Source organism: Mediterraneibacter agrestimuris, from assembly GCF_943193195.1.
Lineage (GTDB): Bacteria > Bacillota > Clostridia > Lachnospirales > Lachnospiraceae > Schaedlerella > Schaedlerella agrestimuris.
In genome coordinates, this window is record NZ_CALPDG010000004.1 from 87,656 (window position 1) to 114,014 (window position 26,359).

General features: G+C 43.5%; 17 protein-coding genes. 9 read left to right on the top strand and 8 right to left on the bottom strand.

The genetic code is table 11. The features are described from left to right. Positions 1-109: 109 nt before the first annotated feature. The 4 genes from NFS18_RS03640 to NFS18_RS03655 all read left to right on the top strand — a co-directional run bounded on the left by NFS18_RS03640 (position 110) and on the right by NFS18_RS03655 (position 4,922). Entirely contained in the window at positions 110-1,900 is a 1,791-nt protein-coding gene (locus tag NFS18_RS03640) for a cache domain-containing sensor histidine kinase (RefSeq protein ID WP_251388039.1), read from the top strand. A gap of 34 nt (positions 1,901-1,934) precedes the next feature. Then, positions 1,935-3,512, top strand: a complete 1,578-nt coding sequence (locus NFS18_RS03645; RefSeq protein WP_251388041.1) for a response regulator transcription factor — start codon at positions 1,935-1,937, stop codon at positions 3,510-3,512. Between the two features lie 274 nt (positions 3,513-3,786). After that, on the top strand, positions 3,787-4,629 hold the full coding sequence (locus tag NFS18_RS03650) for a YitT family protein (RefSeq protein ID WP_251388043.1): 843 nt from the start codon (positions 3,787-3,789) through the stop codon (positions 4,627-4,629). Between the two features lie 32 nt (positions 4,630-4,661). Next, positions 4,662-4,922: a DUF4321 domain-containing protein gene (locus NFS18_RS03655; RefSeq protein ID WP_251388045.1), complete on the top strand. Its 261-nt coding sequence runs from the start codon at positions 4,662-4,664 to the stop codon at positions 4,920-4,922. A 69-nt stretch (positions 4,923-4,991) separates the two neighbouring features. Here NFS18_RS03655 and NFS18_RS03660 read toward each other — a convergent pair whose 3' ends face one another. After that, positions 4,992-6,122 carry a toxic anion resistance protein gene (locus tag NFS18_RS03660; RefSeq protein ID WP_251388046.1) on the bottom strand — a complete coding sequence of 377 codons (1,131 nt, stop codon included), beginning with the start codon at positions 6,120-6,122 and terminating at the stop codon, positions 4,992-4,994. 28 nt (positions 6,123-6,150) lie between these two features. Next, positions 6,151-7,494, bottom strand: coding sequence for a 5-bromo-4-chloroindolyl phosphate hydrolysis family protein (locus tag NFS18_RS03665; protein ID WP_251388048.1), 1,344 nt, complete (start codon positions 7,492-7,494; stop codon positions 6,151-6,153). A 101-nt stretch (positions 7,495-7,595) separates the two neighbouring features. Here NFS18_RS03665 and NFS18_RS03670 point away from each other — a divergent pair, with 101 nt between their 5' ends. Then, the gene (locus NFS18_RS03670) at positions 7,596-8,237 is read left to right on the top strand and encodes an RluA family pseudouridine synthase (RefSeq protein WP_251388051.1); all 642 of its coding nucleotides are present in this window, start codon (positions 7,596-7,598) and stop codon (positions 8,235-8,237) included. 134 nt (positions 8,238-8,371) lie between these two features. Here the strand turns inward: NFS18_RS03670 and spoVG are convergent, their stop codons facing one another. The 3 genes from spoVG to NFS18_RS03685 are packed head-to-tail and all read right to left on the bottom strand — an operon-like array spanning position 8,372 to position 11,082. Then, a complete protein-coding gene (gene spoVG / locus NFS18_RS03675; RefSeq protein ID WP_251388052.1) occupies positions 8,372-8,650 on the bottom strand; it encodes a septation regulator SpoVG in 279 nt (92 codons plus the stop codon). Positions 8,651-8,692: 42 nt separating this feature from the next. Next, the gene (gene glgD / locus NFS18_RS03680; protein WP_251388054.1) at positions 8,693-9,811 is read right to left on the bottom strand and encodes a glucose-1-phosphate adenylyltransferase subunit GlgD; all 1,119 of its coding nucleotides are present in this window, start codon (positions 9,809-9,811) and stop codon (positions 8,693-8,695) included. After that, positions 9,808-11,082, bottom strand: a complete 1,275-nt coding sequence (locus NFS18_RS03685; protein WP_251388056.1) for a glucose-1-phosphate adenylyltransferase — start codon at positions 11,080-11,082, stop codon at positions 9,808-9,810. Before NFS18_RS03685 ends, glgD begins: the two co-directional genes overlap by 4 nt. 233 nt (positions 11,083-11,315) lie before the next feature. Here NFS18_RS03685 and murC point away from each other — a divergent pair, with 233 nt between their 5' ends. The 4 genes from murC (at position 11,316) to NFS18_RS03705 (ending at position 16,177) form a co-directional block, all read left to right on the top strand. Then, positions 11,316-12,692 (top strand): UDP-N-acetylmuramate--L-alanine ligase, encoded by a 1,377-nt coding sequence (gene murC, locus NFS18_RS03690; protein ID WP_251388058.1) that lies wholly within the window; start codon positions 11,316-11,318, stop codon positions 12,690-12,692. 157 nt (positions 12,693-12,849) lie between these two features. Beyond that, entirely contained in the window at positions 12,850-13,962 is a 1,113-nt protein-coding gene (locus NFS18_RS03695) for a DnaD domain protein (protein ID WP_251388060.1), read from the top strand. A 29-nt stretch (positions 13,963-13,991) separates the two neighbouring features. Beyond that, the gene (locus tag NFS18_RS03700; RefSeq protein ID WP_251388062.1) at positions 13,992-14,993 is read left to right on the top strand and encodes an ATP-binding protein; all 1,002 of its coding nucleotides are present in this window, start codon (positions 13,992-13,994) and stop codon (positions 14,991-14,993) included. After that, positions 14,993-16,177, top strand: coding sequence for a ribose-phosphate pyrophosphokinase (locus NFS18_RS03705; RefSeq protein WP_251388064.1), 1,185 nt, complete (start codon positions 14,993-14,995; stop codon positions 16,175-16,177). Before NFS18_RS03700 ends, NFS18_RS03705 begins: the two co-directional genes overlap by 1 nt. 85 nt (positions 16,178-16,262) lie before the next feature. On the opposite strand, the gene NFS18_RS03710 is transcribed toward NFS18_RS03705, so the two are convergent. The 3 genes from NFS18_RS03710 to rpoB all read right to left on the bottom strand — a co-directional run bounded on the left by NFS18_RS03710 (position 16,263) and on the right by rpoB (position 26,303). Further along, a complete protein-coding gene (locus NFS18_RS03710; protein ID WP_251388066.1) occupies positions 16,263-18,245 on the bottom strand; it encodes a sodium-translocating pyrophosphatase in 1,983 nt (660 codons plus the stop codon). Between the two features lie 478 nt (positions 18,246-18,723). Then, a complete protein-coding gene (gene rpoC, locus NFS18_RS03715; RefSeq protein WP_251388068.1) occupies positions 18,724-22,431 on the bottom strand; it encodes a DNA-directed RNA polymerase subunit beta' in 3,708 nt (1,235 codons plus the stop codon). Between the two features lie 14 nt (positions 22,432-22,445). Then, the gene (gene rpoB, locus NFS18_RS03720; RefSeq protein WP_251388069.1) at positions 22,446-26,303 is read right to left on the bottom strand and encodes a DNA-directed RNA polymerase subunit beta; all 3,858 of its coding nucleotides are present in this window, start codon (positions 26,301-26,303) and stop codon (positions 22,446-22,448) included. Positions 26,304-26,359 lie beyond the last annotated feature (56 nt).

The following is a 26,359-nucleotide window of genomic DNA, read 5'->3' on the forward strand; positions in this document are numbered from 1 at the left end:
CTCCTCGTCTGCTCTTTATATTTGTTCTCTTTATTGCATGGTCTTATTATAAATGCTATAATTTTTTTTGAAAATGTGAAAAAATTATGTGCAAAGGGGGAAATATTTTATGTGGATAATAAAAAAAAACAGCCTCGCAACAAAATTATTCTTCAGTTATCTAATGCTGGTTATATTGCCCTTCCTGATTTCCACACTTGTATTAAGTTCCACTTCCTCATCTAATATAGAAACAAATACCCTGTCCTATATCAATCTGTTTGTTGAACAGCTTTCTTCAAACATTGACCGCTATATCGGTGAAATGGACCGAATGACAAAAGTATTAACTCTCGATCCTCAACTATGTGATATGTTAACGCAGCCCGAAGATCATGATAAAATAAGCAACTATCATAATACACAATACTTGGAAACAGAAATTTTAAAACTAATGACCCAGCAGCCAAGCATTCGGAATGTCACCTTCGCCGGAATAAATGGAATGGTGTACAGCGGTCCATCTAATAGAATTCAAGATAAAGAGGCTTTTTTTGAAATGACTCGTTCGGATTTCTCTGATCAGTCAAATCCTAACCTGCATCTTTCTGCTGCACATATTCCCTTTTATTTGTTGGTTAATTTTCAGCAGAACAAGGAACCTGTATTCACCCTTACCCGTTTTCTATATACTAATGACCGCCAAAAAATCGGCTGCATTGTTCTTACCATGACATGCCAGGACCTTTTAAAAGCAATCAATATTAACCCGTCACTTTTAGAAAGCGGTGCACGAATCGTAATTACCAACAAAGAAAATCAAATTGTGGCAGATACTTCTGAAAATTTTGTTGTTGAAAATCTAAATAATCCTTCATATACTGAATTTTTAATTACAAAAGAAGAATCCGATAAAAATCTATGTTTTTCTAATGGCTCCGGTCTTTTAACTTCCACCGTTGTCATCAATAAAAACCAGCTTTTCAAAAGCACTTTGGATTTCAAGCGGACTGTCGCTGTGCTGATGCTTTTGCTGATCGGTATTATCATCCTTCTGTCTGCTTACTTTACACGCAGACTGGTTCAGCCCCTTAAAGTGTTGAGAGATGCCGCGAATGAATTTGCATCCGGTAATTACTCAATTCGGATACCTGTTACCTCAAGTGATGAAATCGGCGATCTTTGTGCAAGCTTTAACTTCATGGCTAAACAAACCGAATATCTGTTAGATCGTGTATACCAGCACCAGCTTGCTACAAAACAGGCACAATTGGAAGCATTGCAAAACCAGATCAGCCCGCATTTTTTACATAACACACTTGAGATCATCCGTATGAAAGCACTGATTAATAATGATAAAGAAGTCGCTCTTATGGTACAGACACTTGCCAAACTGTTCCGCATCACATTAGACCGCACTAGTAATATCGTAAAGATCAGAGACGAACTTGAACACGTTGAAACTTATTTAACAATTCAAAACACACGCTTTAACAATCGTTATAAATTCACAAGCCTTGTGCCTGAAAAGTTTCTGGAATGCTCCATTATCAAACTGACCTTGCAGCCGCTTGTAGAAAATGCGGTCAAACATGGATTTTCGCGTACATTCGGAGATGAGGAAATTCAAATCCGTGCTCTGGAAGACGGTTCTGACTTAATCATTCAAGTAATTGATAACGGTGTGGGCATTGAACCTGAGAATCTGGAACGAATACACAAAAACTTAAATCACCTTGATATGCCAGACCGCGCCATTGGACACAACAGCATCGGTATCGTAAATATTTCTGACCGTATCCGTCTGGAATACGGTGAAAAATATACGCTTCAGTTATATGAAAATATTCCCCGGGGTACTATCGTGGAATTTTGCATTCCCCAAAATTATACACTTGAAAAAGTACCTGATCCGGAATAAAATGTTGTCGAATACATAAGAAAGGGAAAATGTTATGAAAACCTACCGCGTAATACTCGTAGATGATGAACCGATCATCCTGCAGGGACTGCAGATTCTGATCAACTGGGCTTCCTATGGTTTTGAGATTGTCGGCTGCGCTTCTGATGGCGCTGAAGGCCTGCATCTGATTCAGACATTATCGCCTGATCTTGTTATATCAGATATACAAATGCCGAACATGAGCGGTGTTGAAATGATCAGTCAGGCTCATGATATATATCGCTGTAAATATATTGTATTAAGCGGATATTCCGATTTTTCTTATGCCCAGCAGTGTATCTCTTACGGGGTACAGGAATATCTTCTGAAACCAGTTATAGAAGAGGAATTAATCCAGGCTTTGGAAAAAGTAAAACTTTGCATTGATTCCGAAGCTGCTTCGGATGCTGCGATGACACAGCTTGATGATCTGAATCAGCAGCTCCATATACTGGCAGCAGATGAATTTTTACGGGATATCTCCAACTCTTATTTTGAAACAGACGAAGACTTTTATCATTCGCTGTCAGATTATGCACTGCAATTTCCGAAAGGGGAACATTATCTCGCAGTCTCTTTTCAAACCTCATCATCTGATAACATTTCACTGCTGCGTGATGTGCTGACAGAACAATTGGATGCCTTCGGCTGCAATTATTTACTGTTTTACTATGGTAACAATACCTATATGTGTCTGTTTACATTTTCCGAAAATTGTACTGCTGCCGAAACACATAAAGATATCCAGCAGCTCCACACACAGATTACAGCCTGCTGGAAAGCCGATTTATGTATCGGGATCGGAAAACTTGACACACAGGTACGAATGCTTCCGCTTTCCTGCCAGCAGGCATTACACGCACTTTCCTTTAAGATTATCCGCGGCGCAAATTCTGTCAATCCATTTGACAGCACTCTGCAAAATGCACATTTTATCCAGACAATTCCGGAAGAACTTTGGAATACCTACCGGCAAAGTCTGCTGCAGTCAAACTTTGCAAGTATTTCCGGTGCAATACAGAAGATTTTCCGATATATGACAACAGTATCAAAAATGCCTGTTTTAGGAATCCATATTAATACGCTGAACCTGATTATGACGTGCATCCAATATTTGTCAGAATTGCAGACATTTCCGGGCGTCTCTTACGATGATTCTAATTTTATGACACAGATTTCCACGATCCAGACAGCAGAAGAACTGGAAAAATATACAGAAAATATGGTTTACAGCCTGATTAATAACAATCGTGATGTCGAAATTGCGAAACCGACGGAATTAATCCAAAGAGTAGAAAATTATATCAATGAAAATTATCTGGAAGATTTATCATTAATGAATATTGCCCGGGTATTTTACATCTCACCGATTTATCTAAGCCAGACATTTAAAAAGCAAACAGGGCAGCTATATCTAGACTATATCACACAAGTAAAGATCAATGCAGCCAAGAAAATGCTTCTGACTACAGATTTGCTGGTATATGAAATTGCAGAACAGTTACACTATAAAGATCCCAAATATTTCAGTAAATTGTTCGAGAAAAAAACAGGTAAAAAACCCAGTGAATTTCGGAAGAATCCAAACTAAGTCATTACACGGACGGTTATTTATGGTTACTGTTCACACGGCATCTTGCACTGCGCTGCAAGGTGTCCGACCAGTGAAGTGATGACGCGATATATCCAGCCCCTCGCCGAAGGCGACTTAAAATGGGCTGGATACTGTTACTGGAGCACCCACAGGGTGTGAACAGTAACTATTTATGATTTGCTGTACTAGCTATTTCAAATAAAACCTGTTATAATCTTTACGAAATTACTAAAATGCCTTTTTGAGGAGAATTTTCACGGAGGCTCTGCGAATGAAAGAGAAATTAAAACACTTTTCGGCGCTTACTTTCAGTACTTTGGTTATGGCTGCCGGCATTTATTTTTTCAAATTTACCAACAACTTCACCTTTGGAGGCATTACAGGTCTCGCTGTACTGATCGCAAAAACCGGATTCATGTCCGCCGGCGACTTTACTTTTGTTACAAACATGCTGCTTCTGGTTCTGGGATTCATTATCCTCGGTACAAAGTTTGCCGCAAAGACAGCTTATTGCAGTATTCTGCTGTCTGTTGCCCTTTCCGCATTGGAGCGTCTCTGTCCGATGAGCAGTCCACTGACCGACCAGCCGATGCTGGAGCTTTGTTTTGCGATCGCACTGCCGGCGCTCGGAAGCGCAATTCTGTTTAATATCGGTTCCTCCAGCGGTGGCACGGATATCATGGCCATGATCCTGAAGAAATATTCTAGTTTCGATATTGGGAAAGCCCTTCTGATCACTGACATTGTAATTACAGTTGCAGGCTGTTTTGTATTTGATATCGAAACCGGACTGTACTCTTTCCTCGGTCTTGCGATCCGTTCCTTTATGATTGATAACTTCATCGAGAGTTTTAATCTCTCCAAATATTTCAACGTAGTGTGCGACCATCCTGACCCAATTTGTGATTTTATCACTCATGAACTTGGGAGAAGCGCCACAGTCTGTCAGGCACAGGGCGCATTTTCCGGAAAAGACAAGTATATTATCTTTACAGCCCTGAACCGGCCGCAGGCGGTAAAGCTTCGTAACTTTATCAAAGCAAATGAACCGGAAGCATTTATTTTAATTTCCAACACAAGCGAGATTATCGGAAAAGGATTTCACAGTATTTAAAATACAAAAAGTAATTACAAGGAGGTTTACATATGAAGGGAACAGGAAGAAAAAATGCCTGGGCATTATTCTTACTCATTTTATCAGGAATCGTTTTAGGCGGATTTATAGGCATGCTGGCAGAAGGCATTTCCTGGCTTAGCTGGCTTTCTTACGGTCAGTCGTTCGGACTAGACGCCCCGATCGTCTTAAATCTGGGAGTGCTCTTAATAACATTCGGACTTTCGATTAAAATTTCCATTGCAAGTATCGTCGGCATCCTCATTGCGATTCTGATTTATCGTCTTTTATAAAATATGACGCCAACTGGAAAAGGGGCAGTCGGAAATGATTATTTCCCGATCGCCCCTTTTTGACTTTTATTACCCATGAATCTGTAATAACTTCTGCTTCAGATCATTTTCCAATTTTACCATCTCAGCCTCTGCCGCACGGCGCTTTTCTCTGCCTTCCTGCTGAATATGCATCACTTCATCCAGTGTTGAGATCAGCGATTCATTTGTCGCCTTCAATGTCTCCATATCTACTATACCCCGCTCAGATTCCCTCGCAGTATCCAGTGTTGCCATCTTAAGCTTCTCCGCATTCTTCTTCAGCAATTCATTGGTCATATCTGTCACTTCACGCTGTGCCGCAGCCGCCTGTGCAGAATGCTCCACGCCCAGAGCAAGCACCATCTGACTCTTCCAGAGCGGAATTGTATTCACTATAGTGGACTGAATTTTCTCTACCATCATCGTATCGTTGTTCTGCACAAGACGAATCTGCGGTGCAGTCTGTATAGAAATCTGGCGTGTCAGTTCAAGGTCATGAATTTTTTTCTCGAATCTGCCGCACATAGAATCCAAGTCCCGTGCTGCCTGTGCGTCCTCCGCCAGTCCGCTCTGTTGTGCTCTCATAGTCAGTTCCGCCAGTTTCGCGGCACGCACTTCTTCCAGCTTTTTCTTCCCCGCCATAATGTACATTGTCAATTCTTTAAAATATGTCAGATTCAGCTCATACATTTTGTCCAAAATCGCAACATCCTTCAATAACTGTACCTGATGATTCTCCAGAACCTTACAGATTTCATTGATGTTCGTTTCTGCTTTCGCATATTTCGCCTTCATTGCGCTGATCTTATTGGATCCTTTTTTGAAAAATCCAAGAAATCCTTTTTCCTCTTCTTCGTCGAAATCTTTCAATTCTTTCACAACACCAGAAAGCAGATTACCAATTTCCCCCATATCTTTAGTTTTTACATTTTCCAGAGCAGTTTCAGAAAAATCCGCCATCTTCTTCTGTGTTCCCGCCCCATACTGCAATATCATCTGTGAATTGGTCAGATCAATCTGCTCTGCAAACTTTGCTACTGCCTGCTTTTCTTCCGCTGACAGTACATCTTCTTCTGCAATTGATTGTTCTTTCTTTATTTCCACAACCTCCTGTCTCGTCTCCTTAAAAGGATCCAGAGTCAATGTTGGTGTTGCGATATCTGCAAATTCGTTATTCATGCTTCAAGTCCTCCTTGTTATTGGACATTTATTTATTTTGTGCTCCTCTTAATCCATCCTCTGTCAGACCTTCCTGCGCCAGCATTGTATGCAGCACGGAAATATCCGATGACACATCCCACGCTGTATCCTGGAACAGACTGTCCAAAAGCTTCTCAAACGCAACATTCAATGTGTCCAGTGTCTTTTCAATTTCTCTCTTGGAAGAAATGATATTCTCTCCCTGTATTGGCTGACTATCCAAATCTTCGTATGCTTCCAGCAGTTTTACCGTCGTCGGCAGATAATACTCCATCATCCGGTGCAGATCGGAAACGATATCAGGATTCTGCTCTACTCTGTCAAATATTTTATCTACAAGCAGTTCAATTCTGGAAATCTTCGCTGAAATCTCTTCTCCCGGAATAGCATCATTACAAGCCCGGATTTTGCGGATATACATTTCCCCCGCCTGTATCACTTCCTTCACCTCCGGTGACAGGCTGCGATTGCCTTGTGCTGCTGTCTCCTGTGCCTGTTTCTGCTGTTCCTCTTTTACCTTCTGCTTCTTCTCCCGCTCTTCCATTTCTACACGGTTCATTAACTCTGTAAACTGCTGATATGCCTTATGCGTTACCATCAGACAGGTATTCTTTGAATCTAGATGTCCTTCCTTAAACCACCCTTTCTGAATCATCTTTTCCAAATCCTGTACGATATACTTCTTATTCTTACCAGTCTGCGCCTGTAATTCTTTGATGTCACAATACTCTCTGCCTCCAATTGTACGAATATAATTGCGAAACCTGCGCACTCTGCCGAGTATTTTAGTCCCCACAGCCCCTGCGCTTCCAAAAATAACAGTTGGAATTCCGGTCAACACCAACGCTCCCCAGAAACCAATACTCATATCTCCTGAAGCCAATCCTGCCACAAGTGTCAGCAACAGACCAATTGCTGAAATTCCGCCGATTCCATATCCCACAACAGAAAGCCCCATTCCGCCGATTCTCGCCGGAGTTGCTGCACTATACACTGCCGGAGTTGTACTTCCGTACGCAAGACTTCCCGAAGCACTGTTAAAGTCCTCTCCCTGATACCGGTATCCACCCCCGCTGTAAGCATTCCCCTGCTGCCTTTGCCTCTGTGCATCCGCCCGCCGTCTCTTCTCTTCTTCCTGTCTTCGTCTCTGCGCCGCCTGTTCCTGCTGACTCCGGATATTTTCATTGACCACATTCCCCACATTGCGCATAGTGTGTGAAAAATAATCCACTGCCCCGTTGACAGTATCTGAAATTGTCCGGTTCAGCATACTATAATCCCGTGAATCAATCGCATCCTGTACATTTCTGCGGATTTCCTCACCAAATCTTTCCCAATCACGGTTCTCCATCTGTGACCTCCCGCCTTCTTTTTCTTGACCTAGAAAAACATTTTATTTTATAATCAGTTTAGACAGATTTAGAGCAAAAGTCAAGAATGGAGAAACATTTTATGGAACTGAATATTTTATATGAGGATAACGATATCATTGTCTGTGTCAAACCTGCCGGAATCGCTGTACAGAGCAGTCATATCGGCGCCCCTGACATGGTCAGTCTTCTCAAAAATCATTTACATGCATCCTCCCCCAGCAGGTCTCCTTACCTCGCTGTCATCCACCGTCTGGACCAGCCGGTAACCGGTCTCCTTGTATTCGGAAAAAATAAAAAAGCCGCTGCCAAGCTCACACGCCAGCTCACGGGCTCTGGATTCGGCAAGCATTATCTTGCTGTTCTAAGCAGTATACCTGCAATTGAAGAAGCAGATCTGACTGATTATATGGTAAAGGACGGACGCACCAATACATCCCGTATCTGTAGAAAAGATACTCCCAATGCAAAAGAAGCACGGCTTCATTATAAATTAATCAAAAAAACAAAAGCTTCCGCCGTTGCAGACATCACTCTGGACACCGGACGCCATCATCAGATCCGTGTACAAATGTCTGCCCTAGGCTGCCCCATCCTCGGAGACACCAAATACGGCGCGCCTGCTGCGGATCAGCTTCATCTGTATGCCTGCCGGCTGACCTTCCACCACCCGACCGGGGGGCAACTGTTGGAATTCAATCTAAATATTTCCGACATTCTCTGATTCACACTTGGCAGCCCGGAATTAAAAGAGAATACTAATTTTCAAAATACAAACCATACAGCAATAAGATTACTGCACGGCGAATCTTTATAAATCAGCAGGCACCCGGAAATCTCCGAGCGCCTGCTGATTTACTATTCTTCCGTATCCGGTTCTTCTTCTAATACAGTATTATATCTCTCCAATATGGTGTCCTGAATTTTCTCTCTCGTACCAGAATTAATCGGATGTGCTATATCACGATATTCACCATCTAATGCCTTCTTGCTCGGCATTGCGATAAACAGCCCCTTTTCTCCTTCAATCACCTTAATATCATGTACTACAAATTCATCATCGATTGTAATAGATACTACAGCTTTTAACTTCCCCTCTTTTGCGACTTTACGAACGCGCACATCTGTAATTCTCATTTGTTCAGTCTCCTTTCATCGTCCTGCTCTGTCCGGCAGGCTCTACATTGCATATCTATCGTTCTTTTCAATTACAATTTTCACACCATTTTCACCAATATGCCTTGTATTTGCCCGAATTGTGCCGCGGCTTTCCACAATACAGTTTTCTATATATGTGTTGTCACCAAGATACACATCATTTAAAACAATAGAATTCTTAATCACACAATTATTTCCTACAAACACTTTCTTAAAGATGACTGAATTTTCAACGGTTCCATTGATGATGCTTCCGCTTCCTATCAGACTGTTCTTCACGGAGGCTCCCGGATTATACTTCGCCGGAGGCTGATCGCTCACCTTTGAATATATTAATGGAAGTTCCTTAAAAAAATACTTTCTAACTTCCGGCTTCAAAAATGCCATATTAGTTTTATAATAAGAATCTACGGTTGCTATATTACTCCAGTAACTTTTCAGCTTATATCCATATATCTTTTTGAGATTTTTATAACGGATCAAAATATCACTGACAAAGTCATAACGGTCTTCTTGCTGACTGTGCTCGATCAGATCGATCAGAAGTCTTCTTCTCATCACGTATATACCTGTGGATATCGTTTGTGAATGCGCAACCATCGGTTTTTCTTCAAAATCTTCGATCCGTGCCGACTCATTCATACGGACAGTTCCAAACCTGGTCGCGTCTTCGCTGTCCTGAAGTTCTTTCACCACAACAGTAATGTCCGAACGCTTAGCAATGTGATACTCCAATACCTTATTATAGTCCAGCTTGTACACCGCGTCCCCAGAAGCAATGATCACATACGGCTCATGACACTTCTTCAGAAAATCCAGATTCTGATAAATAGCGTCTGCCGTTCCACGGTACCAATATCCGTTATTTGTTGTGATCACCGGTGTAAATACATATAATCCCCCTTGCTTTCTTCCGAAATCCCACCACTTGGAGGAATTCAGATGTTCATTCAGGGAGCGTGCATTATACTGGGTCAGCACTGCTACCTTCTGAATATGGGAATTGGTCATGTTACTCAATGCAAAGTCAATCGCCCTGTAACTGGATGCAACCGGCATTGCCGCTACCGCCCGCTTTGTCGTCAATTCCGTCATCTTTCTGTTATTGCCGCCTGCAAGGATAATACCAACTGCTCTCATCTCCAATCACCTGCCTTTATCAATGTCTCTCCGCCTGCCAGCATTCCCTCTTTGTAATCTTCAATAGTTGTCCTTCCGCTGATGGCAGTATTCTTTCCAATCTGCACGTCTGAAGGTATGATGGAGTTTTCTCCGATCGTTGCCAGTCCGCCGCTGTAGATATGCGGTTTGAGCTTGTTTTGCACTTCCGCGCCGATTCCGATAACGACATTATCGCCAATAGTGGTATTCTCTGCGATGATCGCTTTCTCAATAACACAATTCTCACCGATCACAACGTCTCTCATAATGATAGAATCCTTCACAACACTACCCTTGCCGATTGTGATACCGGCTCCTAATACAGAACTGCGCACCTCACCGTAAATCTCTGTTCCGTTACTGATAATACAGCGGTCAGCCACTGCCTGCTCTGCAATATACTGCGGTGGAAGGTTCATACTGTTGGTATATATTTTCCAGAACTCTTCATACAGATTAAATTCCGGAATAATATCGATCAGTTCCATATTCGCTTCCCAATAAGAACTTAAGGTTCCTACATCCTTCCAGTAGCCATTATATTCGTAAGCAAACAATCTCTTGCCATTTGCATGGCAGTACGGAATAACATGCTTCCCGAAATCACAATTCGGCTGGTTGGAAAGCGTAAGAAGTGCTTCTCTTAGTACCGGCCAGCTAAAAATATAAATTCCCATGGAGGCAAGATTACTGCTGGGCTGTTCCGGTTTCTCCTCAAACTCCCTGATCTGACTCTCTGAATCTGTCACTACAATTCCAAAACGGCTTGCTTCCTCAATCGGTACCGGCATTGCCGCAATAGTTACATCAGCCTTATTCGCTTTATGGAAGTCCAGCATCACTTCATAATCCATCTTATAGATGTGGTCTCCCGAAAGAATCAGTACATAATCAGGATTAAATCCTTCTATATAGTCAAGATTCTGGTAAATTGCATTGGCTGTTCCTGTGTACCACTCACTGTTGGAACTTTTCTCATAGGGCGGAAGAATGGAAACACCGCCTACATTACGATCCAAATCCCATGGAATTCCGATACCGATATGTGTATTCAAGCGTAAAGGCTGATACTGTGTCAAAACACCAACTGTATCCACCCCTGAATTGATACAGTTACTAAGTGGAAAGTCAATAATCCGGTATTTACCGCCGAAAGCCACTGCCGGCTTAGCCACCTTTGAAGTCAGCACCCCCAGCCGGCTGCCTTGTCCACCCGCAAGCAGCATGGCAATCATTTCTTTCTTAACCATGTTGTCACCTCATTTCTAGTTCATTTAATTCATTATAGCATACTTTTTTGATATGTGAATATATTTCACAATTTTTCAGTCGAATTTCGACACTTTTTGTGGGATTTAAACAAAAAAGAACCTCTTTCAATTTTTCTCATATATAGTATAATATATTCAAGCGCTGATATTTATATGACTAGATTATTTTTGTATACACTGCAGCGTCTATCAAAAAGAAGGGACATCTATTTATGTATAAGATTGATTTTCAAAAGCCAATTCATATTCACTTTATCGGTATCGGCGGCATCAGTATGAGCGGTCTTGCAGAGATTTTATTAGAAGAAGGGTTTACCGTGTCCGGTTCCGATGCTAAGGAATCCCCGCTTACCAAGAAGCTGGAGAAGCTCGGCGCCGCTGTTTTTTACGGACAAAAGGCGTCCAACATCATTGACGGCATTGACTGCGTTGTATATACAGCAGCCATCAACAGGGAAAATGCTGAACTGATTGAAGCAGTCGCAAAAAAAATACCAATGCTGACCCGCGCTGAACTTCTTGGACAATTGATGAAAAACTATGCTGCTCCGATCGCTGTATCCGGTACCCACGGCAAGACTACGACTACTTCCATGCTGTCTCACGTCCTGCTGGCGGGTGATATGGATCCGACGATTTCTGTAGGCGGTATTTTACAGGCCATCGGCGGAAACATCCGTGTCGGACATTCCGAAACATTTATTACAGAAGCATGTGAATACACAAATAGTTTTTTAAATTTCTTTCCGAAAATCAGCATTATACTAAATATAGAAGAAGACCATCTGGATTTCTTCAAGGATTTGGAGGATATCCGACATTCTTTCCACCAGTTCGCTGAACTGCTCCCGGCTGACGGCACGCTGATCATCAACAGCGACATCAAAGATTATGAAGATATCTGTAATGGACTGAACTGTAATATTGTTACCTGCGGTTCCTCCAGGGACTCTGATTACAGCTTTGCAAATGTACGCTTTAATGAAAAGGGGCTGGCATCCTTTGATTTGATCAAGTCCGGGGAATATGTAGACCGCATCATTCTGTCTGTACCTGGCGACCACAATGTATCCAATGCTCTGACATCCATTGCGGCAGCAGAACTTGTTGGTATTTCAATGGATATCATAAAAAAAGGATTGCTCGCATTCACCGGAACAGACCGGCGCTTTGAATACAAGGGTATGATGAACGATACTACGATCATCGATGACTATGCGCACCATCCTACAGAGATTGCTGCTACGTTAAAGGCTGCAAAAAATTATCCTCACAATGAGTTGTGGTGTGTTTTCCAGCCTCATACTTATACAAGAACGAAAGCATTTTTCCGTGAATTTGCAGAGGCGCTTTCTCATACAGATCATCTGGTTCTTGCAGATATTTATGCAGCGCGGGAAACAGATACACTCGGAGTTTCCTCTAAGGATCTCGCCGCAGAAGTAGAAAAACTGGGAACAGACGCACATTATTTTGAAACCTTTGAGGAAATTGAGAACTTTTTAAAAGAAAATTGCTCTCCCGGAGATTTGTTGATAACTATGGGAGCGGGAGATGTTGTAAACATTGGTGAAGATCTGCTAAAATAAAAGTTATACACATTTTCCACAGCAAGTTCTCTAAAAAAAATGAACTCTTTCCCCAAAAAAGTGCTTTGTCAAAATATATTTAAATGCTATAATACCGTTACAGTTCTGGCAGAACTGTAACACACTGAAAGAAATGCACCAAGGGCGGAATGAGATTATGAAAACATTAGAACTAAAAAATAAATACCAGATGAATACAACTCTGGTTTCCAACGAATTTATCGATCATTATATGAGCAAGGCAAACGGCGAGTTTGTTAAGGTTTATCTGTTTTTGCTCCGGCATCTGGATAATTCCGGCTCAACTCTCACCATTGCATCCATAGCAGACTGTCTGGATCATACAGAACGAGATATCTTGCGTGCATTCCGGTACTGGGAATCCGAAGGGCTCTTAAGTCTGGAAAAAGACACTGACGGCAGAATTACCGGACTGGCTCTTGAGCATGTGTGTACAGATACTTCCTGTTCCAGGCCGGAGAGCAGCAGTTCCCTGGCAGGAACAGCCTCTGCCGTCAAAAGGACAGCGCCATCTTCAGGACATTTAGCGCCTTTGGGACAACCTCCTCTGGCATCTGCCCCAAAGACTGATATCGTTCCGGCTTCCCCTACGATCCCTTTAGATTCATTTAAGGCGCAAAAGGAATTGAAATCTCTGCTCTTCATTGCAGAACAATATCTTGGTAAAACATTGACTAAGACAGACGTAGATGCCATCACATACTTTTATGACGGATTAGATATGCCTGCTGATTTAATTGAATACCTGATTGAGTCCTGTGTTGAAAATGGACATCGGAATATTCATTATATCCAAAAAGTAGCGCTCTCCTGGTATGACGCAGGAATACGAACTATTGACGCGGCAAAGAGCCGATCTCAATCTTATAACAAAAACTGTTATACCGTGCTGAATGCGTTCGGAATTAAGAACCGCGGGCCTGCAGATGCAGAGGTAGATTTTATCCGAAAATGGACTGATGAATTCGGTTTTACCCTGGATATTGTTCAGGAAGCATGCAGCAGAACAATATCGGCAACACATCAGCCGAGCTTTGAATACACAGACACAATTTTACAAAGATGGCTGCATGCCGGCGTACATACATTGGATGATATTACTGCATTAGATATTGCTTTCCAAAAAGATAAACTATCCAAAAAAATGGTTTCTTCCCGTACTAAAACAACCGCTAAAAATCTAAATAATTTTGAGCGCCGCAGTTATGATATGGATTCACTGGAAGAACGTCTCTTAAACAGTAATTAGAACAAGCATCAGCAGAAGGAGTATTCCTCGTGGGATTAAAAAATTCACAATATCAGGAAATTATGAGAAGTTATGAGCAAAAGCAGTTCAGAAGCCATGATATCCTGACCAGACATTATAAAGAAGTATATGCAAAATTGCCGGAATTCCAGTCATTAGATGACTCTATCGGAATCCTCTCTGTTCAATATGGCAAAAAACTTTTGAACGGAGATAACAATGCAGTGGCTTCTCTCAAAGAAGAGCTGGCAATTTTAAGGAGCAGCAAGAAAGCCCTCCTTAAATCTGCTGGTTTTCCTGCTGATTATCTGGAGCCCGTCTATGAGTGTCCTGACTGTAAAGATACCGGTTATATAAACGGCCGGAAATGTCATTGTTTTAAAAAAGCAGTCAGCAGGCTTTTGTATAGTCAGTCCAATCTGTGCGGAATATTGTCATTGGAGAATTTTGACACCTTTTCGTCAGATTATTATTCCCCTAATTTTATCGACCCTAAATCTGGACGAAGCGCCAGAGATATCATTGAAGACGCATTTCTCACATGCAAAGATTTTGTCCGCACATTTGGCAAGGAACATAAGAATCTCTTTTTTTACGGAGATGTAGGTGTAGGCAAAACATTTCTTTCCAACTGTATTGCCAGAGATTTGATGGAAGCAGGCTTTTCTGTCCTGTACTTTTCTGCTCCGGCATTATTCAACATACTGGCTCAACATACATTTGATAAGAATAATATAGACGCACGGCATATGTACGAGTTTATTTATGACTGTGATTTATTGATTATCGATGATCTGGGAACAGAGTATACGAACACTTTCGTATCCTCACAGTTTTTTTCCTGTATCAACGAACGGCTTTTGAGCAGACGTTCTACCGTCATCTCAACAAACCTTTCTCTGGATTCCCTTGCGGATTTATATACCGAACGGGCATTTTCCAGAATTACCAGTAACTATATCTTGCTGAAACTAATCGGTGATGATATCAGAATTAAAAAGAAATTGCAGAAAAAGGAGGAACAGCAGTAATGTTGCGAAGAAGCGAACGTATTTTAGAGAACATTCCGGTAGGTGCATTGGGGCTTATCCCGATCACAGGATGTGAGGAGCTTGGCGCCAAGGTCAATGATTATCTTGTAAAATGGAGACAGGAAAGTGCACATCAATATAAAGATGATATTGTGTTCACAGGATATGTACAGGACAATTTTATTATTGATGCCAAAGTTCCGCGTTTCGGTTCTGGGGAAGCAAAAGGAATTATCGGAGAATCCGTCCGTGGAAAAGATGTCTACCTGATGGTTGACGTTCTGAATTATAACATTACATATTCATTATCCGGAAACATCAATCATATGTCTCCGGACGATCACTTCCAGAATCTGAAGCGCATTATTGCGGCTGTAGGAGGCAAAGCAAGAAGAATCAATATTATCATGCCATTTCTCTATGAGAGCCGCCAGCACAAGCGCAGCAGCCGTGAATCTCTGGACTGCGCACTTGCCCTTCAGGAGCTGGTACGCATGGGCGCCGATAACATCATCACATTTGATGCCCACGATCCCCGTGTACAAAATGCAATTCCTCTGAGCGGATTTGAAACAGTCACACCTGCTTATCAGTTTGTAAAAGGCTTGCTTCATACTGTAAAGGATCTTCAGATCGACAGCGGTCATATGATGGTAATCAGCCCGGATGAAGGCGCTACTGCACGTGCAATCTACCTTGCCAACGTACTTGGGCTGGACATGGGTATGTTTTACAAACGCCGTGACTACACGCGTATCGTAGACGGACGGAATCCTATTGTAGCTCATGAGTTCCTTGGAAGTTCTGTAGAGGATAAGGATGTAATTATCATCGATGATATGATTTCTTCCGGAGACAGTATTTTAGATGTTGCAAAACAATTAAAGCAGCGTAACGCAAAAAGAATCTATGCCGCCGCTACTTTCGGATTGTTTACAAATGGTATGGACAAGTTCGACCAGGCTTATGAGGAAGGACTGTTAGACGGTATTCTGACAACCAATCTGATTTACCAGACCCCGAACCTTCTGTCCAAGCCTTATTATATCAACTGTGATATGAGCAAATATATCGCATTGTTGATCGATACACTGAACCATGACGGCTCTATCAGTACGATTTTGAATCCGAATGAGAGAATACAGCATATTGTGGAGAAATATAAAAGTGGAGAAGCGGTATAAAAACAGATATCATTGTTTGATCACATAAAAAAATAAGCTGTACAGTCATTCCTTTCTGGGAATTCTGTACAGCTTATTCTTACTCTTACAGTAAACCGCCGATTGATAAGAACAGCGGTGCGAATACGAGTGACACGATGGTCATCAGTTTGACCAGAATGTTGATAGACGGTCCTGATGTATCTTTGAACGGATCGCCGACCGTATCGCCGACAACAGCCGCCTTGTGAGCTTCACTGCCCTTTCCGCCGTGATGTCCTGTCTCAATATATTTCTTTGCATTGTCCCATGCTCCTCCGGCATTGGACATGAAAATCGCCATCAGTACACCTGTTACAAGTGCACCTGCCAACAATCCGCCCAGAGCATCTACACCAAGCACCACACCAACAAGCACAGGAACAACGACTGCCATCAGCCCCGGCATAAGCATCTCGTGAAGAGCCGCTGTTGTAGAAATGGCTACACAAGATGTATAATCCGGCTTATCTTCGCCCTTCATGATACCCGGTTTTTCACGGAACTGACGTCTTACTTCCTCAATCATCTTATAAGCCGCTTTGGATACAGAATCCATTGTAAATGCAGAGAAGAGGAATGTCAGCATACCGCCGATAAAGATACCGATAATCACTTTATGATCAAGCAAATTGATCGCATCTAATTTTACAGCCTCTGCATAAGATACAAACAATGCCAACGCTGTCAGAGCTGCTGAGCCGATTGCAAATCCTTTTCCCATAGCCGCTGTTGTATTTCCTACAGAATCAAGCTTATCTGTAATCTCACGGACAGATTCATCCAAACCGGACATTTCTGCAATACCGCCTGCGTTATCCGCAATCGGACCATAAGCGTCAACAGCTACTGTAATACCTGTTGTAGAAAGCATACCAACGGCTGCTAATGCGATACCGTACAGACCATTTGCCTGGAACGCAATGAAGATTCCAAGACAAATGAGGAGCAGCGGAATAGCTGTTGATTCCATACCGACTGCTACACCACTGATAATTGTAGTTGCCGGACCTGTCTCGGACTGTTCTCCAATCTTTTTTACCGGTTTAAAATCAGCAGATGTATAATACTCCGTAACATTACCGATGATCACACCTACAACCAGTCCTGCAATTACTGCGATCGCAGCCTTCATATCTCCAAAAATCACCTGACTGAGCCCAAGTGAAGAAAGAATAACCAGTGCAGCAGATACATAGCTTCCTCTTGTTAGCGCCTTCTGCGGATTTGAACTCTCATCTCCTTTTACGAAGAAAGTAGCAATGATAGAAGCAGCCAGACCACATGCCGCAATTGCCAGCGGGTAGAGTACACCTGCCGCTGCCGCTGCAACTGCTCCAAGTGTGAGTGCAGATACGAGAGAGCCAACATAAGATTCAAACAAATCAGCTCCCATACCGGCTACGTCACCGACGTTGTCTCCTACATTATCAGCAATTACTGCTGGATTACGCGGATCATCCTCCGGGATACCTGCCTCTACCTTACCAACAAGATCAGCTCCTACGTCTGCTGCTTTTGTATAAATACCGCCGCCCACACGTGCAAACAATGCGATAGAAGAAGCACCAAGGCTGAATCCCGACAATACTTCAACATTCTTTGTCAATATGTATACAACGCTCACACCGAGAGCTCCCAGACCGGCAACACACATTCCCATAACAGCTCCTCCGGAAAATGCAATTGAAAGTGCCTTGTTCATACCGCTTTCTTTCGCTGCATTAGCAGTTCTTACATTTGCCTTCGTTGCAACTGTCATACCACAGTATCCCGCAATCGTAGAAAACAACGCCCCGATCACAAAACAGATTGCTGTTATCCAGCTTCCAATGCCAATACCGATCAATACAAATAACACCGCCACGAAAATTACAAGAATCTTATATTCTGCTGTCAGAAATGCTCTTGCCCCCTCTGCGATAGCTCCTGCAATCTCCTTCATCTTGTCTGTTCCCGCATCCTGCCTATTGACTTTAAGCGCAAGATACGCCGCGAATGCAAGCGCCAACAATGCCGCTGCCGGAACAAATACCATCCACTTTTCCATGTGTTTCATCCTCCTGAAAATAAATAATCCCTTTGCCGTCTCTGTCGCACATTCTCTTGTGCTTTTGGACGTGAAAGAAAACCTACGTCAATAACACGAAGCTCTCTCAACTGTTACTCATTATACCCTCCACTGGAATATTTTGCAAGTATAAAATACTAAACCTTCATTTTTTACATGATCTTTTTTTGTACCATAATATAAACCCTTATTTTTATTGATGCAAACTTATTTTCTAAATCTTTTTTAGATATTCTGATGATTTTTCAGTATATTTTCAAATTCATTTTCTAAGATACTTTTACAGAATTTACGGCATATGTTACTCCTATGCCAAACTATCACAACGGTTACACTGTTCTCCTTACAATAAAAAACAGAACTCCTCGTTTTCATCTCGAGAAAACGATACAGTTCTGTTTTTCACTTTAAATAATAATTCTGCTATTCAGAGCAGCAATTCTGTTTCAGTTCTACATTATTCTTCCGCCAAAACTGCCTCTTCCTGCACTTCTGTCTCTGCGGTCATAACATCCTCTGTGCCTTCAGTTATATTTTCCGCAGTCTCGACAGATGTCTCATCCGCCTCTGCTGATATCTCATCCAGCTCTTCCAGTTCCTCTTCCATTGCCCGGAAATCAGTATTAAGGCTAACGTCACGGTATTTCTTCATACCTGTACCTGCCGGAATATGTTTACCGATAATAACATTTTCCTTCAGACCGATCAAATGGTCAACCTTACCCTTGATCGCAGCCTCTGTCAGTACCTTTGTAGTCTCCTGGAAGGAAGCTGCTGACAAGAAGGATTCTGTTGCCAGAGAAGCTTTGGTAATACCAAGCATGATCTGCTCGCCTGTTGCCGGTTCTTTCTCCTCTGCAATCAACTGTTCGTTAACTTCATTGAATTCCAGTACATCCACCATACTGCCCGGAAGAAATTCTGTATCTCCGTTTTCCTCGATACGAATCTTCTTCAACATCTGATGCACGATCACTTCAATATGTTTGTCATTGATTTCTACACCTTGCAGACGGTATACTCGCTGAACCTCGCGGAGCAGGTAATCCTGTGCAGCACGCAGTCCCTTAATTTTCAGGATATCATGCGGATTTACACTACCCTCTGTCAGCTCATCTCCGGCTTCAAGCACCTGTCCGTCCTGTACCTTAATACGGGAACCGTACGGAATCAGGTATGCCTTAGATTCTCCGGTCTGATCATTTGTCACAATAACCTCGCGCTTTTTCTTCGTATCACTGAGCGTTGCAATTCCTGCAAATTCTGTAATAATTGCAAGCCCCTTCGGCTTTCTTGCCTCAAACAACTCTTCGACACGGGGAAGACCCTGTGTGATATCGTCTCCGGCAACTCCTCCTGTATGGAAGGTACGCATGGTCAGCTGTGTACCCGGCTCACCGATAGACTGTGCAGCGATAATTCCAACTGCTTCTCCAACCTGTACAGCTTCTCCGGTTGCCATGTTCGCACCGTAACATTTCGCACACACACCATTCTTGCAGGTACATGTAAGAATAGTACGAATCTTTACTGTCTCCAGCGGGTTACCATTATGATCCACACCCTTTTTCATAACCTTCTCGGCACGTCTCGGGGTAATCATATGGTTTGCTTTTACAATTACATTACCGTTCTTATCCTTGATGTCCTCACAAGAGAAACGTCCTGTAATACGCTCTTGAAGACTCTCAATCTCTTCATTTCCGTCCATAAATGCTTTTACATACATTCCCGGAATCTCTTTACCTGTTCCCTCCACGCAGTCACTGTCATGAATGATCAGTTCCTGTGAAACATCTACCAGACGTCTTGTCAGGTAACCGGAATCGGCTGTACGAAGCGCCGTATCAGAAAGTCCCTTACGAGCTCCGTGGGCAGACATGAAATACTCCAGTACGTCCAGTCCCTCACGGAAATTAGACTTGATCGGCAACTCAATAGTACGACCGGTCGTATCTGCCATCAATCCACGCATTCCGGCAAGCTGTTTGATCTGCTTGTCAGAACCACGGGCTCCAGAATCTGCCATCATGAAGATATTGTTGTACTTATCCAGACCGGAAAGCAGCGCTTCCGTCAATTTATCGTCAGTGTTCTTCCAGGTTTCAACAACCTCTTTGTAACGCTCTTCCTCAGTAATCAGACCACGCTTGTAGTTCTTTGCAATCTTATCTACTGTGTCCTGCGCCTCTTGAATCATCTGTGGTTTCTGAGGCGGTACTGTCATATCAGAAATCGATACGGTCATTGCAGCCCTTGTAGAATACCTATATCCGATTGCCTTAACATCATCCAGCACCTCTGCGGTCTGTGTTGCACCGTGTGTATTGATAACTTTCTCAAGAATCTGCTTTAACTGCTTCTTTCCCACATGGAAATCCACTTCCAGTTTCAGCTCATTTCCCTCTTCCTCACGGTCTACAAAGCCAAGATCTTGCGGAATAATCTCATTAAACAAAAGTCGTCCCAGTGTGGCGTCAATCACACCTGACTTCTCTGTTCCGTCTGCCAGCATCTTGCTGACACGGACCTTAATCTTAGAATGGAGCGTGATATATCCGTTTTCATAAGCCAAAATCGCTTCATTCGGGTTCTTGAAAAACATACCCTCGCCCTTAACTCCCGGTCTCTCCTGTGTCAGATAGTAGATACCTAGAACCATATCCTGTGAAGGAACAGCCACCGGACCGCCGTCAGATGGTTTCAGCAAGTTGTTCGGTGAAAGAAGCAAGAAACGGCACTCTGCCTGCGCTTCTACAGACAACGGTACGTGAACCGCCATCTGGTCACCATCGAAATCGGCATTGTATGCAGCACATACAAGCGGATGCAGCTTGATTGCTTTACCCTCTACCAAAATCGGCTCAAATGCCTGAATACCAAGTCTGTGCAGCGTGGGGGCACGGTTCAGCATAACCGGATGCTCTTTAATCACTTCTTCGAGCACATCCCATACCTCCGGCTGGAGTCTTTCTACCATCTTCTTTGCATTCTTAATGTTGTGCGCCGTACCATTTGCCACAAGCTCCTTCATAACAAATGGCTTAAACAGCTCGATCGCCATCTCCTTGGGAAGTCCGCACTGATAAATCCTCAGCTCCGGTCCAACTACGATAACAGAACGCCCTGAATAGTCAACACGCTTTCCAAGCAAGTTCTGGCGGAAACGTCCGGACTTACCTTTGAGCATATCTGACAGAGATTTCAGTGCCCTGTTTCCAGGTCCCGTTACCGGACGGCCGCGGCGGCCATTATCGATCAGCGCGTCAACAGCTTCCTGAAGCATTCGTTTCTCATTACGTACAATAATATCCGGTGCGCCCAGTTCAAGAAGTCTCTTCAGACGGTTGTTACGGTTGATGATTCTTCTATACAGATCATTTAAGTCGGATGTTGCAAAACGTCCTCCGTCCAACTGTACCATCGGACGAAGATCCGGCGGAATGACAGGAATCGCATTCAGGATCATCCACTCTGGTTTGTTGCCAGACTCTCGAAATGCCTCTACAACTTCCAGACGTTTTACGATTCTTGCACGCTTCTGTCCGGTAGAATTCTCCAAAGCCCCCTGAAGTTCATTATAGTCCTTCTCCAGATCAATTGCCTGCAGAAGCTCCTGAATGGCCTCAGCTCCCATTCCCACACGGAAGCCCTTGCCCCATTTTTCTCTTTCCTCCTGATACTCCGCCTCAGAAAGCACTTGTTTGTACTGTAGTCCTGTCTCGCCTGCATCCAGTACGATATAGGAAGCAAAGTACAGTACTCTCTCCAGCGTTCTCGGAGAAATGTCCAGAATCAGTCCCATACGGCTCGGAATCCCCTTAAAATACCAGATATGGGAAACCGGAGCAGCCAAAGCGATATGTCCCATACGCTCACGGCGTACGCTTGCCTTTGTAACTTCAACGCCGCAGCGGTCGCAGACTACGCCTTTGTAACGGATTTTCTTATATTTTCCACAATGACACTCCCAGTCTTTGCTCGGTCCGAAGATTTTTTCACAGAAAAGACCGTCTTTTTCCGGTTTCAGCGTTCTATAGTTGATGGTCTCCGGCTTGGTAACCTCGCCTCTTGACCATTCCATAATCTTCTCCGGTGAAGCCAGACCGATTTTGATCGCATCAAATGTTAACTGCTGATTTTGTTGTTCATTGTTATTTGACATAGAATTGGCTCCTCCTATTCTTCTTCGTCATAATATTCATCGAATTCGATTGCTTCACTGTCGTCAAAATCATCCTCCTCCGACTCAACATTTTCCAGCTCACCGTCCACAAATTCCTGTTCGGTGTATCCGTGGTCGCCGTAAGATTCTTTCTCGTCACGGTATCTTCTGTCTCCCTCGATGATAGAGCGCAGATCTGTCTCTCCGTAATCTACGGTTTCCATAATCTCTACCTCTGTATTGTCATCGCGAAGTACACGCACATCCAGCGCAAGAGACTGCAGCTCTTTTAACAGTACCTTGAAAGACTCTGGAATACCAGGCTCCGGAATATTTTCGCCCTTGATGATCGCCTCATAGGTCTTAACACGTCCGACAACGTCGTCTGACTTCACAGTCAGAATCTCTTGAAGCGTATAGGATGCGCCATATGCCTCCAAAGCCCAGACCTCCATCTCTCCGAAGCGCTGTCCGCCGAACTGCGCCTTACCGCCCAGCGGCTGCTGTGTAACAAGTGAGTAAGGACCGGTAGAACGTGCATGAATCTTATCATCTACCAGATGATGCAGCTTCAGATAATGCATGTGTCCGATTGTAACCGGGCTGTCGAAATATTCTCCGGTACGTCCGTCTCTTAAGCGGACTTTACCGTCCCTTGACAGCGGCACACCCTTCCACAGATTTCTGTGCTCTCTGTTATCTGACAGATACTCAAGCACTTCCGGAAGCAGTTCTTCTCCATGCTTCTTTTCAAATTCTTCCCACTCCAGATTAACATAATCATTTGCCAGATCCAGAGTGTCCATAATATCAATCTCATTCGCTCCGTCAAAAACCGGTGTGGAAATGTTGAACCCAAGCGCCCTTGCAGCAAGACTCAAGTGAATCTCCAATACCTGACCGATATTCATACGTGACGGTACACCCAGCGGGTTCAACACGATATCCAGCGGTCGTCCATTCGGAAGAAACGGCATATCTTCCACCGGAAGCACACGAGAAACAACACCCTTGTTACCGTGACGGCCAGCCATCTTATCTCCTACAGAAATCTTTCTCTTCTGCGCAATATAAATGCGGACTGACTGATTAACTCCCGGTGACATTTCGTCTCCGTTCTCTCTTGTAAATACCTTTGCATCTACAATAATACCATATTCACCATGCGGTACTTTCAGAGATGTATCTCTGACTTCACGTGCTTTCTCACCGAAAATCGCACGCAGCAGCCTCTCTTCTGCTGTCAGCTCAGTCTCTCCCTTCGGAGTTACCTTTCCAACCAGAATGTCTCCGGCGCGGACCTCCGCACCGATACGGATAATGCCTCTCTCATCCAGATCCTTCAGTGCATCATCACCAACTCCTGGAATATCTCTTGTAATTTCTTCTGGTCCCAGCTTGGTATCACGGGCTTCTGCTTCATATTCCTCGATGTGGATCGATGTATATACATCATCTTGTACAAGTCTTTCACTCAACAGAACAGCATCTTCGTAATTATAACCTTCCCATGTCATAAATCCGATCAGCGGATTTTTACCAAGCGCCATCTCGCCCTTGGATGTGGACGGACCATCAGCGATTACTTGTCCTTCCTCAACTCTCTCTCCCTTATCTACGATCGGTCTCTGGTTATAACAGTTGCTCTGGTTACTTCTCTGGAACTTAGTCAGCTTATAAGTCTTCTTAGAACCGTCATCCTGTTTAATCGTAATCTCCTTGGATGTAGAACGCTCCACAATGCCCGCTGCTTCTGCAACGATACACACTCCGGAGTCAACGGCAGCTTTCACTTCCATACCCGTTCCCACGACCGGAGCCTCTGTAGTCAGAAGCGGAACTGCCTGACGCTGCATGTTGGATCCCATCAGCGCACGGTTAGCATCGTCATTTTCCAGGAAAGGAATTAATGCGGTAGCCACAGAGAATACCATCTTTGGAGAAACATCCATATAATCGAACTTATTTCTCTCATATTCCTGTGTTTCTTCGCGGTAACGTCCGGATACATTCTTATGAATGAAATGTCCTTCTGCATCTAGCGGTTCATTCGCCTGTGCCACATGGTAATTATCTTCCTCATCCGCTGTCATGTAGACAACCTCTTCCGTAACAATCGGATTTGTCGAATCAGTTTTGTCAATCTTTCTGTACGGAGCCTCAACAAAACCATACTGATTGATTCTTGCATAACATGCCAGTGAGTTGATCAGACCAATGTTCGGTCCTTCAGGGGTCTCGATCGGACACATTCTTCCGTAGTGAGAATAATGTACATCTCGAACCTCAAATCCGGCACGGTCACGTGACAGACCGCCTGGTCCCAGTGCGGACAGACGTCTCTTGTGAGTCAGCTCACCCAGCGGGTTGTTCTGATCCATGAACTGTGACAGCTGGGAAGATCCGAAGAACTCTTTCACCGCTGCCGTTACCGGCTTAATATTGATCAATGTCTGCGGAGAAATACCATCCTGGTCCTGAGTGGTCATACGTTCCCGAACCACACGTTCCAGTCTGGACAGACCAATTCTATACTGATTTTGAAGCAGTTCTCCGACTGCACGGATACGGCGGTTACCCAAATGGTCGATATCATCGTCATTTCCCATACCGTACTCCAGATGAATATTATAGTTAATAGAAGCAAGGATATCTTCCTTTGTAATATGCTTCGGGATCAGATCATGGATATCACGCTTGATCATGCGTTTTAACTCATCCACATCTCCCGCAGACTCTTCCAGAATTCCTTCCAAAACCGGATAGTATACCTGCTCTGTTACGCCGACTTCCTTCGGGTCAACGTCTACAACAGCCTGCAGATCAACCATCATATTAGAAAGAATCTTAATGTTGCGGGACTCATCCTCGCCCTCAACCCAGATAAATGGTACTGCTGCATTCTGAATTGTATCAGCAAGCTCTCTTGTGATCTTTGTTCCCTTTTCAGCAATCACTTCACCTGTCACACGGCTCGCAACATCCTCTGCCAGTACCTGTCCGTTGACACGGTTTTTGAGCATTAATTTTTTATTAAATTTGTAACGTCCTACTTTAGCAAGATCATAACGTCTTGCATCAAAAAACATACTTGTAATCAGACTCTCTGCACTGTCCACTGCAAGCGGTTCTCCCGGACGAATCTTTTTATATAACTCTAACAGACCCTCCTGATAATTCTCAGCAGTGTCCTTACCAAAACTTGCCAAAATCTTCGGCTCTTCCCCGAAAAGTTCAATGATTTCAGCATTTGTGCCGATTCCGAGAGCGCGGATCAGTACCGTGATCGGCACCTTTCTTGTCCGGTCAACACGTACATAAAAAACGTCATTGGAATCTGTTTCATACTCCAGCCATGCTCCTCTGTTCGGAATTACCGTAGAAGAATACAGCTCTTTTCCAAGCTTATCATGGGCAATTCCATAGTAAATTCCCGGAGAACGAACCAACTGGCTGACGATTACACGCTCTGCACCGTTGATTACGAAAGTTCCAGTCTTCGTCATCAGAGGGAGATCCCCCATGAAAATCTCATGCTCATTAATCTCATCTTTCTCTTTATTGTAAAGTCTTACCTTTACTTTAAGAGGCGCTGCATATGTCGCGTCACGTTCTTTACACTCATCGATCGTATACTTCACTTCATCCTCGCAGAGTCTGAAATCGACAAATTCCAGACTTAAGTGACCACTATAATCAGCGATCGGGGAAATATCGTCGAATACCTCTCGCAATCCTTCGCCCAGAAACCACTCATAAGAGTTCTTCTGCACTTCGATAAGATTCGGCATCTGTAATACTTCTTTTTGTCTGGAATAGCTCATGCGTGAACTTTTTCCGTTTGTGATGGGACGAATTCTGTTTTTCTCCATTGACGTTTCACTCCTCATTTATTTTTTCGCGGGTTACAAGTTTATACTCCCTGTCC

Coding starts and splice junctions, on each gene's coding strand:
- NFS18_RS03655 (WP_251388045.1), top strand. CDS start 4,662: ATGAAGGGAACAGGAAGAAAAAATGCCTGGGCATTATTCTTACTCATT.
- NFS18_RS03705 (WP_251388064.1), top strand. CDS start 14,993: ATGTTGCGAAGAAGCGAACGTATTTTAGAGAACATTCCGGTAGGTGCA.
- NFS18_RS03685 (WP_251388056.1), bottom strand. CDS start 11,082: ATGGTTAAGAAAGAAATGATTGCCATGCTGCTTGCGGGTGGACAAGGC.
- NFS18_RS03650 (WP_251388043.1), top strand. CDS start 3,787: ATGAAAGAGAAATTAAAACACTTTTCGGCGCTTACTTTCAGTACTTTG.
- NFS18_RS03695 (WP_251388060.1), top strand. CDS start 12,850: ATGAAAACATTAGAACTAAAAAATAAATACCAGATGAATACAACTCTG.
- murC (WP_251388058.1), top strand. CDS start 11,316: ATGTATAAGATTGATTTTCAAAAGCCAATTCATATTCACTTTATCGGT.
- NFS18_RS03670 (WP_251388051.1), top strand. CDS start 7,596: ATGGAACTGAATATTTTATATGAGGATAACGATATCATTGTCTGTGTC.
- rpoB (WP_251388069.1), bottom strand. CDS start 26,303: ATGGAGAAAAACAGAATTCGTCCCATCACAAACGGAAAAAGTTCACGC.
- spoVG (WP_251388052.1), bottom strand. CDS start 8,650: ATGAGAATTACAGATGTGCGCGTTCGTAAAGTCGCAAAAGAGGGGAAG.
- rpoC (WP_251388068.1), bottom strand. CDS start 22,431: ATGTCAAATAACAATGAACAACAAAATCAGCAGTTAACATTTGATGCG.
- NFS18_RS03640 (WP_251388039.1), top strand. CDS start 110: ATGTGGATAATAAAAAAAAACAGCCTCGCAACAAAATTATTCTTCAGT.
- NFS18_RS03710 (WP_251388066.1), bottom strand. CDS start 18,245: ATGGAAAAGTGGATGGTATTTGTTCCGGCAGCGGCATTGTTGGCGCTT.
- NFS18_RS03660 (WP_251388046.1), bottom strand. CDS start 6,122: ATGAATAACGAATTTGCAGATATCGCAACACCAACATTGACTCTGGAT.
- NFS18_RS03645 (WP_251388041.1), top strand. CDS start 1,935: ATGAAAACCTACCGCGTAATACTCGTAGATGATGAACCGATCATCCTG.
- glgD (WP_251388054.1), bottom strand. CDS start 9,811: ATGAGAGCAGTTGGTATTATCCTTGCAGGCGGCAATAACAGAAAGATG.
- NFS18_RS03665 (WP_251388048.1), bottom strand. CDS start 7,494: ATGGAGAACCGTGATTGGGAAAGATTTGGTGAGGAAATCCGCAGAAAT.